Raw genomic sequence first — 11,189 nt, forward strand, 5'->3', positions numbered from 1 at the left:
TCGAAGGCGCCAAGTGGGTCTGCTCCACGCCGCTGCGCAGCAAGCACGAACCCCACCGCGCCGACCTGTGGCGTGGCCTGCGCACCAACGACCTGGCGGTGGTCTCCACCGACCACTGCCCGTTCTGCATGAAGGACCAGAAGGAGCTCGGCAAGGGCGACTTCCGCGCGATCCCCAATGGCATCGGCTCGGTCGAGCACCGCATGGACCTCATGTACCAGGGCGTCGTCACCGGCCAGATCACCCTGGAGCGGTGGGTCGAGCTCACGTCGACCACCCCGGCACGCATGTTCGGCCTCTACGGCAAGAAGGGCGTGATCCAGCCCGGCGCGGACGCGGACATCGTGGTGTACGACCCGAACGGCCACACGTCGATCGGCGTCGACAAGACCCACCACATGAACATGGACCACTCCGCATGGGAGGGCTACGAGATCGACGGTCACGTGGACGTGGTGATCTCGCGTGGCTCCGTGCTGGTCAGCGATGGCGAGTTCCACGGGGCCAAGGGCCACGGCTCGTTCCTCAAGCGCGGACTGTCGCAGTACCTGATCTAGACGACCGCCCGTCACCCACCGCCCGGCGCGACCGGGCCCGGCACCAGGAGGCCCCCATGGACTTCGGCGTGGTCCTGCAGACCAACCCGCCCGCCCAGCGCACCGTCGCGCTCGCCCGCATGGCCGAGGAGTACGGCTTCTCCCACGCGTGGACGTTTGACTCGCACCTGCTGTGGCAGGAGCCCTACGTGATCCACAGCGCGATCCTCGCGCAGACCGATCGCATCAAGGTCGGGCCCTACGTCACCAACCCGGCGACGCGCGACTGGACGGTCACCGCCTCGACCTTCGCCACGCTCAACGAGATGTACGGCAACCGCACGGTGTGCGGGATCGGCCGGGGCGACTCCGCCGTCAGGACTCTCAACGGCAAGCCCGTCAGCGTCCGTGAGATGCGCGAGTCGATCCACGTGATCCGGGAGCTCGCGAACTGCCGTGAGGTCGAGCACAACGGCGCGACGCTGCGCTTTCCGTGGGCGCGCTCCAGCGAGCTCGAGGTGTGGGTGGCCGGCTACGGCCCGCTCGCGCTCAAGGCCGCTGGCGAGGTGGGCGACGGGTTCATCCTCCAGTGCGCGGACGTGGACATCACCCGCTGGATGATCGACACGGTCAAGACCAACGCGGACAACGCCGGACGGGACCCTGAGTCCCTCGAGTTCTGCGTGTCGGGCCCCATGTACGTGGGCGAGGACTGGGAGCACATGCGCGAGCAGTGCCGGTGGTTCGGCGGCATGGTGGGCAACCACGTGGCGGACATCGTCGAGAAGTACGGCGACAGCGGCTCGATCCCCACCGCGCTCTCGGACTACATCAAGGGCCGTCAGGGCTACGACTACAACGAGCACGGTCGCGCCGGGAACTCGCACACGGACTTCGTCCCCGACGAGATCGTGGATCGCTTCTGCGTGCTCGGCACCGCCGATCAGCACATCGAGAAGCTGACCGAGCTGCGCGACGCGGGCTGCACGCAGTTCGCGGGCTACCTCCAGCACGACAACAAGGAGGAGACGCTTCGCCAGTATGGCGAGCACGTCATCCCCGGCGTCGCGGAGCAGGTCACGGCCACCGCATGACCACCCGCGCGACGAGCATCGGCTGGGGCGTCACCGGCGTCCTGGCAGTCGTCGTGGCGTGGGAGCTCTACAAGTACCTGGGGCCCGCCGAGGGCGTGACCGTCGGCGACACCGGCGACGCGGGATCAGGGCAGATCATCCTGCCGCGCACCCACGACCGCGCCATGCCCCACGTGTGGTCGATGATCGTGCGCCTGTTCGAGCCCACCTCGGGCGGCGACTCCCCTGCGCTGATCGTGTCGGTCGCGGCGGCCGCCGCCGTCACGCTCGGCATCGCCGTGGTCGGCTGGCTCATCGGCGTCCTGGTTGGCTTCGGGCTGTCGCTCGTCATGCAGCGCTGGCGCCTTCTCGAGTGGGGGCTGCTGCCGTGGATCGTCGTGAGCCAGACGGTGCCGCTGATCGCCCTCGCCCCCGTGATCAATGCGATCGGCAACCAGATCGATCGCTCGGGAACTCCGTGGCCGCAATGGCTGTCGGTCGCGGTCATCGCGTCCTACCTGGCGTTCTTCCCCGTCGCGGTGGGAGCCCTGCGCGGCCTCCAGTCGCCGGATCGCATCCACCTCGACCTCATGCGCACGTACGGCTCGGGGTACTGGCCCACGCTCGTGCGCCTGCGCCTTCCTGCCGCCGTGCCGCACCTGCTGCCCGCGCTGCGTCTCGCGGCGGCCAACGCCGTCCTGGGAGTCGTGGTCGCGGAGGTGTCCATCGGCATGCGCGGAGGGCTGGGGCGCATGCTCATCCAGCTCGCGGGCCAGGGGTCGTCGGACCCCGCGGCGCCGTGGGGACCCATCTTCGGCGCAGTCGTCCTGGGACTCATCGCCGCCGGCTCGGTCGCCCTCATCGGCGTCGGGCTCAAGGACTACAGAAGAGGAGAGGCCACCTCATGACGAGCGCACTGCCTGCCGCCGTGAAGGCCACGGGCGTCGACAAGGTGTTCACTGGATCGCGGGGCGAGGTCACCGCCCTGGCGGGAGTGGACCTCGAGGTCGCCGCGGGCGAGTTCGTGTCGCTGATCGGCCCGTCGGGCTGCGGCAAGTCCACCCTGCTCCGGCTCATCGCCGACCTCGAGACGTCCACCGGCGGCACTCTGGAGATCTTCGGCAAGTCAGCGAGCCAGGCTCGCCAGGATCAGGACTACGGGATCGCCTTCCAGCAGGCGGGACTCCTGCCGTGGCGCACGGTTCGCGACAACATCGGCCTGCCCCTGCAGCTGCACGGGCAGGACAAGCGCACGCGCGCCGCTCGCGTCGATGAGCTCACCGCCCTCGTGGGGCTCGACGAGTTCGTCGACCACCACCCGGACCAGCTCTCCGGCGGGATGCAGCAGCGCGTCGCGATCGCGCGCGCACTGGCCTCACAGCCCCGCCTGCTGCTCATGGATGAGCCCTTCGGCGCGCTCGACGAGATGACCCGCGAGTACCTCCAGTCCGAGCTCACGCGCATCGCGGCGGAGACGCAGGCCGCGGTGGTCTTCGTCACCCACTCGATCCCGGAGGCGGTCTTCCTGTCCGACCGCGTGGTCGTGATGAGCCCGCGTCCGGGCCGCATCACCGACATCATCGACGTCTCGCTGGCCGGCGAGCGCGACGAGGCGCTGCGCGAGTCCCCGGCGTACTTCGAACGCGTGACGGCCGTCCGCGAGGCGCTGCACGGCACGCACGTCGACAGGCCCAACGAGCGATGACCCCCGTCGAGCCCCGCGCGCTGCCCAGATGGGCGCGCTACGTCGCGCCCATCGCGGTGGGCGTCATCGGCCTCGGCCTGTGGATGCTCTACACGTCCGTTCTCGGGGCGGCCCCGCGCATGCTCCCGGACCCCGTGTCGATCCTGCAGGAGCTCATCGCGCGCTGGGACATCATCTGGGCGGACATGCTCGTCACGGGCACGAACGCGCTGATCGGCTTGCTCGTCGGATCCGCGGTCGCCATCGCGCTCGCTGCGCTGGCGGCGAGGTCCAGGGCCGTCGACGGCATGGCCGCTCCACTCGTGGCGGCGCTCGCGGTCGTGCCCATCGTCGCGATCACTCCGGTGCTCAACACGATGTTCGGGGCGTCGAGCCAGTTCGGCCGCCAGGCGGTGGCGGGACTCGCAGCGTTCATCCCGGTCTTCGTGAACGTCCTGCGCGGCCTGCGGCAGACGCGAGCCGTCCACCGCGACGTGTTCCGCGCATCGGGCGCGACCTCGGACCAGACATTCCGCTTCCTGACCTTCCCCACGGCGCTGCCGTACCTCACGACGGGACTGCGGCTCGCCAGCTCGCTCGCAGTGATCTCCGCGCTGGTCGCCGAGTACTTCGGCGGCCCCGCGGAGGGCATCGGCACCGCCATCGCCACGTACGCCAAGTCCGGCCGCGCCGATCTCGCCTGGGCCTATGTCGCCGGCGGCATCATCATCGGCCTCGCATTCTTCCTCGTCGCGTCGCTACTCGAGCGGCTCGCGTCGAGGCGATCGTCGGCGTAGCCGGCACAGCACCACCCGCAGCACCGGAACCACCGCACCATCGACAGCAGCAGCAAGAAAGGTTCAGCATGAGACTCAGCACACGACGCGGCATGATCGCCGCGTCCACCGTCGCCCTCACCACGCTCACGCTCGCCGCGTGCTCGAGCGGCGACTCCGCGGACGAGCCCACCGAGGGCTCCACGTCGGAGGAGACCACCGAGGAGTTCGAGCCGCTCACGGAGGTCGCCCTGCAGCTGCAGTGGCTGCCTCAGGCGCAGTTCGCGGGCTACTACGTGGCGCTCGACCAGGGCTACTTCGAGGAGCAGGGCTTCGACTCGGTCGAGATCGTGCCGTCGGGCGGCGACATCGTCCCGCAGGACGCGCTCGTGGCCGGTGACGTCGACTTCGCGATCGCGTGGGTGCCCAAGGTCCTCGGCACCCTCGAGGCCACCGGCGTCGAGCTCACCGACATCGCCCAGGTCTACCAGAGCTCCGGCACCCTCCAGGTGTCGTGGGAGGACAGCGGCATCGAGTCCGTCGCGGACTTCGAGGGCAAGCGGATCGGCTCGTGGGGCTTCGGCAACGAGTGGGAGATCTTCGCCGCCATGGCGGACGAGGGCCTCGACTCGACCACCGTGTCCATCACCACGCAGGACTTCTCGATGAATGCCCTGCTGGACGGCGACGTCGACGCCGCCCAGGCGATGACCTACAACGAGTGGGCGCAGGTCCTCGAGGTCGTGAACCCGGACACCGGCGAGCTGTACCAGCCCGAGGACTTCAACGTCGTGTCCTACCAGGACACCTCCGGCGCGATGCTCCAGGACGCGATCTGGGCTGACACGGCCCGACTCGACGAGGACCCGGCCTACGCGGACGCCGCCGTGCGCTTCCTCAAGGCCGTCACCCAGGGATGGATCTTCGCCCGGGACAACCCGGAGGAGGCCGCGACCATCGTCTACGACTACGCGGTCAATGCCGAGCTCGCCTACCCGGTGGGCCCCGTGCACCAGCTGTGGCAGATGAACGAGGTCAACAAGCTCATCTGGACCGGTGCCGACTTCGGCGTGATCGACTCGGGTGCCTGGGACCAGACGGTCGCCGGCGCGCTCGCCGCGGTCAACCAGGACGGCCTCAACCTGATCACCGCGGAGCCCGCGGAGTCGGCATACTCGAACGAGTACATCGAGGCGGCGCTTGCCGAGCTCGCCGACGAGGGCGTCGAGGTCGAGGGGACGTACACCCCCCTCGAGGTCGAGCTCACCGAGGGCGGCCAGTAGCAGTCACCAGGGTGGAGGGGCGGCGGACGGCCGCCGCCCCTCCACCGCTCATCCGCGCAGAAATGACAGAGGTGACCCCATGACCGACACGCTCAGCAACGACCGTTCCTACGTGTTCCACTCGTGGTCCGCGCAGGCAGCGCTCGCGCCGCTCACGATCGCGCGCGCCGAGGGCACTCGCCTGTGGGACGAGGACGGCCGCGAGCTGCTCGACTTCTCCAGCCAGCTGATCAACGCGAACATCGGCTACGGGAACCGCGCGATCGTCGAGGCCATCAAGGAGCAGGCCGAGCAGCTCACCACGGTCGCCCCGCAGCACGCCATCGCCGTGCGCGGCGAGGCCGCCCGGAAGGTGATCGAGCGCGCTCCCGAGGGCTTCACGAGGGTCTTCTTCACCAACGGCGGCGCTGATGCCAACGAGAACGCGATCCGCATGGCGCGCCAGCTCACCGGCCGGCGCAAGGTCATCTCCGGCTACCGCTCGTATCACGGCAACACCGGTGCCGCCGTGGTCGCGACCGGGGACTGGCGGCGCGTGCCCAACGAGTACGCGACCGATCACGTCCACGTCTTCACGCCGTACCTGTACCGGTCCGAGTTCCACGCCACGACCCCGGATGAGGAGTGCGAGCGGGCGCTGCGGCACCTGCGCCGCACCATCGAGGCCGAGGGCCCGAGCGGGATTGCGGCGATCATCCTCGAGACCATTCCCGGCACCGCGGGTGTGCTGGTCCCGCCGGACGGCTACCTCCCCGGCGTGCGCGCGCTGTGCGACGAGTTCGGGATCGTCATGATCCTCGACGAGGTCATGGCCGGCTTCGGCCGCTCGGGCGAGTGGCTCGCGCTCGACGCGTTCGGCGCGACGCCGGACCTGATCACCTTCGCCAAGGGCGTCAACTCCGGCTACGTCCCGGTGGGCGGCGTCATGATCTCCGCGCGGGTCGAGCAGCACTTCGCCGACAGGGTCTTCCCCGGCGGCCTCACCTACTCCGGCCACCCGCTGGCGATGGCGTCCATCGTCGCGAGCCTCGACGCACTCGCGGCGGAGGGCGTCGTCGACAACGCGAAGGCCGTAGGCGAGTCCGTCTTCCGGCCCCGCCTCGACGCCCTGGCCGCCGCTCGTCCCGACGTCGTGGGCGAGGTGCGCGGCAAGGGCGTGTTCTGGGCGGTCGAGCTGATCGCGGACGCGCAGACCCGTGAGCCGGCCGCGCCGGCGACGGTCACGGCGGTGAAGAACGGCCTGATAGCGGGCGGCGTGCTGCCCATCGTCGCGGACAATCGGATCCACGTGGTGCCGCCGTGCGTCATCACGCCGGAGGACGCATCCGCGGGCCTCGACGTGCTCGACCGGGTGATCGGCGCGCTGCCCGCCGCGCAGTGAGCAGGTAGGCGCGTGGCTCAGCCGCGCTCGAGAAACTCCTCGCGCTCGTCCCCCAGCCAGGTCTCGAGGGCCGATGCGAGGGCGGGGTTCTCGCTCAGGCTCGGGTCGGCGTCCACGATGGCGCGGGCGAGAGTGCGCGTCTCCTCGATGAGCGGGGCGTCCCGCACCACCCGCAGCAGGCGCAGCGAGTTGCGTCCGCCCGACTGGGCTGAGCCGAGCACGTCGCCCTCGCGGCGCAGCTCGACGTCCTTCTCCGCCAGTTCGAAGCCGTCCGTCGTGGCCGCGAGCGCGTCCAGCCGCTCCTTGGCGACCGTGCCGTCCTCCGCCCGTGACACCAGCAGGCACAGGCTCGCGAGGTCGCTCCTCCCCACGCGGCCGCGCAGCTGGTGCAGCTGCGAGATGCCGAACCGGTCGGCATCGAGCACCAGCATCATGGTCGCCTGAGGGACATCGACGCCCACCTCGATCACGGTGGTCGACACGAGCACGGGCACCTCGCCGGACGCGAACGCCGACATCGCGGCGTCCTTGGCCTCGGGGGTCAGGCGGCCGTGCATGCTGCCGATGCGCACGCCCGCGAGCTCGGGCCGCTCGGCGAGCAGGGCGGCGGTCTGGGTGACGGAGGCCAGCGGCGGGCGGTCCGCAGCCGCAGCCGCGAGGTCGAGTTCGCCCTCGGGAGGCTCGGAAGCGAGGGCGTCCTCCTCGGCCTCATCGTCGGCGTCGATGCGCGGGCACACCACGTAGACGCGCCGGCCTTGATCGACCTCCTCGCGCACCCGGGCCCACGCGCGCGCCAGCCACGCCTCGTTGTCGGCGGGCACCACGTGGGTCGTGACCTCCGCCCGGTGAGCGGGCTTGTCGGTCAGCAGCGAGGTCTCGAGGTCCCCGAACACGGTCATCGCGACCGTGCGCGGAATCGGCGTCGCGGTCATCACGAGCATGTGGGGCGGGTGATCGCCGCGCGCGCGCAGCGCATCGCGCTGCTCGACCCCGAAGCGGTGCTGCTCGTCGACCACGACGAGGCCCAGATCCGCGAACTGCACACCTTCACCGAGGAGCGCGTGCGTGCCGACCACGATGCCGGCCGCACCGGATGCGGCGTCCGCGAGCGCCGAGCGGCGCGCCTTCGACCCCTGCGAGCCCGTGAGCAGCGCGAGCCGCGTGCCGCGCTCGTCACCGCCGAGCATCCCGCCGTGGGCCAGCGACCCCAGCAGCTGTTCGAGCGTCCGCAGGTGCTGAGCCGCCAGCACCTCGGTGGGCGCCAGCAGCGCCGCCTGACCTCCGGCCTCGACGACCTGGAGCATCGCACGCAGCGCCACCACGGTCTTGCCTGCGCCCACGTCGCCCTGGAGCAGACGCAGCATGGGCGCCGACCTCGCCAAGTCCCTGGAGATGGTCTCTCCCACGTCGCGCTGAGACCCGGTGAGCGGGAACGGCAGGCGCTCGTCGAGCGCGGCGACCAGCTCTCCCGCGGCCGGGCGGGGTACAGCGGCGAGTTCCTCGCGCGCGGCGCGGCGGCGCGCGAGGGCCGTCTGCAGCACGAGCGCCTCCTCGAAGCGCAGCCGGTCGCGCCCGCGCCTCCACTCGGCGTCGTCCCGCGGGAGGTGCACGGCGCGGAGCGCCTCGAGCAGCGTCGGCAGCCCGCGCTCGCCGCGGATCTCCGCGGGGATCGGGTCGGGGACGTCGGCTTCGCCGAGGGGGTCGAGCACGGTTCTCACGGAGCGGCCGATGCGCCAGGTCGGGACGGCAGCGACGGCCGGATAGATGGGGATCGGCCGGGAGGCCTCAAGCATCGCCTCATCCTCATCCGCCGCGTCCACCCCCACGATGAGGTAGTCCGGGTGGGTCAGCTGGCGGCGGCCGCGGTACTCGCCCACCGTGCCGGTGAACAGGCCGGTCCTCCCGGGCTTGAGCTTGGACTCGTGCATGCGCAGCACCCCGGCGCGCTTGGCGAAGAACGTCAGCTGGAGCGTGTCCTGACCGTCCGTCACGACAGCCTCGAGCATCGCTCCCCCGCGCGAGCGCATGGACCGGACCTGCGCGGACCTCACCTGAGCCATCACGGTGACGTGCTCGCCGGCGACCAGCGACCGGATGTCCGTCATCTCACCCGGGCTGCCATAGCGGCGCGGGTAATGCCGGAGCAGGTCCTCGACGGTCTCGAGGCCCAGCTTCGCCAGGCCTCCCGCGGTGCGGGTGCCGAGCACTCTGCCCAGCGGCTCCGACAGCCGGTCGCCTGGGTCGCTCACAGCGCCCGCTCGACCCCGATGATCACCGCAGGCTCGGAGTGTCCACCCTGGTAGACATTCACATCGGCAGAAGGCGCCGCGCCGTGGACCGAGATCCGGACGGCATCGGCAACGGAGTCGGGCACGCCTGACGCGAGCACCAGGGTCACGATTTCCGTGCTGGGATCGATCATGCGGTCCACGTCCGCGTCGAGCGCGTCGCCCGTCGACTCGCCGACGGCGGTGCCGGCGACTGCCGCAGCCATCTGAGCGGCGAGATCCTGGCCCGGCGTCGTCAGCGCGGCGGCCGCGACGGCGGCGACGACGTGCGCCTCGTGCTGAGCATCGAGGACGGTGAGCTCGGGCCGCCGGCGCTTGCGGGCAAGTTCGTCGGCGGCCGCACGGAGCGCCGGGTGTCCCGCAACGACGACCGCGGCCGTGCCCGAGGCATCCTTCACGGCTCGGCGCAGCGCTCGCCTCTTGAGCGCGAGGGGATCGGCGACCACGAGCACCACGGCCCCGGCGTCCGCCAGCGGCTCCGCAAGGCCCGGGCACGAGGTCAGAGCCACGATGCCGGTCTGGGCCCTGTCGGCATCGTGCCCCAACTGCACGTTGCGCACGACGATCTGCCGTGCTCGCGCCCGGATGCCGCTCTCGACCGCGCGGTGCGGCTCGTCGGTGTGGACGTGCGCCTGCCACAGGTCGTGGGCTCCCGTCACGGCGACGGAGTCGCCGATGGTCTCGAGCTCGCCCGTGAGCGCCTCCCTGACGTCCTCCTCGGACTTCATGACGAACATGACCTCGTATGCGCCGCCATGGTCGCGGCTGTGCTCGCCTTCGGCGTGAACGCCGCGGACGCGGTCGGCGGACTCCCACTCGACCTCGTCGAGGGCCGCGAGGGCGTCGCGTCCCGCGAGCGTCTCGGCCAGCATCTCGAGCTGCAGCACCAGACCGGCAGCGCCGGCGTCGACCACTCCCGCCTCACGGGCACTCGGCAGCTGCTCCTGCGTCAGCGCGAGCGCGGCGCGCGCGGCGATCACGGCGGCCACCGCCGTCGCCTCGCGGCCTGCCTGGGCGTCGACGGCGTCGGCGGCTCCCTTGGCTGCGGCCCGAGCGACCGTCAGGATCGTGCCCTCGACCGGAGAGCCCACCGCCCGGTAGGCGGCGTCCGCGGCCACGTCGAGCGAGCGGGCGATCGCGGGCGCATCCGCGCCTCCCAGGCCGCCGCGAGCGTCGATCGCTGAGAGGAACGCCGTGAGGTACTGACTCACGATCACGCCCGAGTTGCCGCGCGCACCCACGAGGGCTCCGCGCGCGAATGCCGCGACAACCTCACGATGGGTGGCGTCCGCGCCCAGCTTCGCGACCGCGCGGTTGCCTTCCTGCAGCGTCAGGTAGAGGTTGGTTCCGGTGTCCGAGTCGGGCACGGGAAAGACGTTGATGGCGTCGAGGCGATCGCGCGCGTGGTGGACCGCCCGAGCGCCGGCCTCGAGCCAGCGTCGCAGGTCTGCGGTCTCCGCCATCCGTCCTCCCATCCGCGTCCATCATGGCCCCCGGCGGGGCGTGGTCTCGCCTCAATGGTGGCACGATGAGAGCACGCCGCCATGCGGGCCCGCGAGCCCGTTTGCCGCGAAGGGGCCTTGTCGGATACCCTAGTGCGGTTGCCCGACACCGGGCTGTCAATCGTGGCGCCGCCCCGTCGGGGCGAGGCGCAGGTGAAACTTAGGAGAACTATCGTGGCTGCCAACTGCGACGTCTGCGGCAAGGGACCGTCCTTCGGTCACTCGATCTCGCACTCGCACCGCCGTACCAAGCGTCGCTGGAACCCCAACATCCAGCGTGTGCGCGCCGTCGTGGCGGGTACCCCCAAGCGTGTGAACGTGTGCACCTCCTGCCTCAAGGCGGGCAAGGTCCAGCGCGCCGTCTGACCCGGCGCATCTCGCAAGAGGCCGATGATCCCTTCGGGGACATCGGCCTTTCGCATGTCCGGCGCAGGTCGCGGCCACCCGGGCGCCCACGCGGGCTCACACTCCGAAGTGATCCCACCCGAGCGACTGCGGCGGCGCGCCATCGATGAGCAGCCCGCCATCGCCCGAGCGCACCTCTCCCACCACATGCCAGCCAGCCGGGACCGCCGATGCGCGCGGGAAAGTCGCCAGCATGTGGTGGTCTTCTCCCCCAGCAACCGCCCAGGCGAGCGCTTCCTCGGGGGTCGCCAGCGCATCGGC

Annotated in this window: 10 protein-coding genes and 1 pseudogene; 8 read left to right on the plus strand and 3 right to left on the minus strand. The window is 71.1% G+C overall.

Translation table 11 applies throughout. The features are described 5' to 3' along the window. The 7 genes from QZ483_RS09715 to QZ483_RS09745 form a co-directional block, all read left to right on the plus strand. Nucleotides 1–557 (plus strand): amidohydrolase family protein (locus QZ483_RS09715; protein ID WP_297083415.1); only part of this gene is annotated, 557 nt, incomplete at its 5' end. 56 nt (nt 558–613) lie between these two features. Then, entirely contained in the window at nt 614–1,630 is a 1,017-nt protein-coding gene (locus tag QZ483_RS09720; protein WP_297083417.1) for a TIGR03842 family LLM class F420-dependent oxidoreductase, read from the plus strand. Continuing rightward, nucleotides 1,627–2,517, plus strand: coding sequence for an ABC transporter permease (locus tag QZ483_RS09725; protein ID WP_297083418.1), 891 nt, complete (start codon nt 1,627–1,629; stop codon nt 2,515–2,517). Before QZ483_RS09720 ends, QZ483_RS09725 begins: the two co-directional genes overlap by 4 nt. Further along, the gene (locus tag QZ483_RS09730) at nt 2,514–3,314 is read left to right on the plus strand and encodes an ABC transporter ATP-binding protein (protein ID WP_297083420.1); all 801 of its coding nucleotides are present in this window, start codon (nt 2,514–2,516) and stop codon (nt 3,312–3,314) included. The genes QZ483_RS09725 and QZ483_RS09730 overlap by 4 nt, the downstream gene beginning before the upstream one ends. Continuing rightward, nucleotides 3,311–4,090 carry an ABC transporter permease gene (locus QZ483_RS09735; protein ID WP_297083422.1) on the plus strand — a complete coding sequence of 260 codons (780 nt, stop codon included), beginning with the start codon at nt 3,311–3,313 and terminating at the stop codon, nt 4,088–4,090. The genes QZ483_RS09730 and QZ483_RS09735 overlap by 4 nt, the downstream gene beginning before the upstream one ends. 68 nt (nt 4,091–4,158) lie before the next feature. Beyond that, a complete protein-coding gene (locus QZ483_RS09740) occupies nt 4,159–5,352 on the plus strand; it encodes an ABC transporter substrate-binding protein (RefSeq protein WP_297083423.1) in 1,194 nt (397 codons plus the stop codon). A gap of 79 nt (nt 5,353–5,431) precedes the next feature. Next, the gene (locus QZ483_RS09745) at nt 5,432–6,733 is read left to right on the plus strand and encodes an aspartate aminotransferase family protein (protein WP_297083425.1); all 1,302 of its coding nucleotides are present in this window, start codon (nt 5,432–5,434) and stop codon (nt 6,731–6,733) included. 17 nt (nt 6,734–6,750) lie between these two features. On the opposite strand, the gene QZ483_RS09750 is transcribed toward QZ483_RS09745, so the two are convergent. Then, the gene (locus QZ483_RS09750; protein WP_297083427.1) at nt 6,751–8,982 is read right to left on the minus strand and encodes an ATP-dependent DNA helicase RecG; all 2,232 of its coding nucleotides are present in this window, start codon (nt 8,980–8,982) and stop codon (nt 6,751–6,753) included. Then, nucleotides 8,979–10,484, minus strand: a complete 1,506-nt coding sequence (locus QZ483_RS09755; RefSeq protein ID WP_297083429.1) for a DAK2 domain-containing protein — start codon at nt 10,482–10,484, stop codon at nt 8,979–8,981. The genes QZ483_RS09750 and QZ483_RS09755 overlap by 4 nt, the downstream gene beginning before the upstream one ends. Nucleotides 10,485–10,697: 213 nt before the next feature. Here QZ483_RS09755 and rpmB point away from each other — a divergent pair, with 213 nt between their 5' ends. Next, entirely contained in the window at nt 10,698–10,889 is a 192-nt protein-coding gene (rpmB, locus tag QZ483_RS09760; protein WP_061962473.1) for a 50S ribosomal protein L28, read from the plus strand. 96 nt (nt 10,890–10,985) lie between these two features. On the opposite strand, the pseudogene QZ483_RS09765 reads toward rpmB, so the two are convergent. Then, a pseudogene (locus QZ483_RS09765) lies at nt 10,986–11,189 on the minus strand (thiamine-phosphate kinase); the annotation flags it as partial.

The sequence above is a fragment of the uncultured Demequina sp. genome (assembly GCF_913055775.1).
Taxonomy (GTDB): Bacteria; Actinomycetota; Actinomycetes; order Actinomycetales; family Demequinaceae; genus Demequina.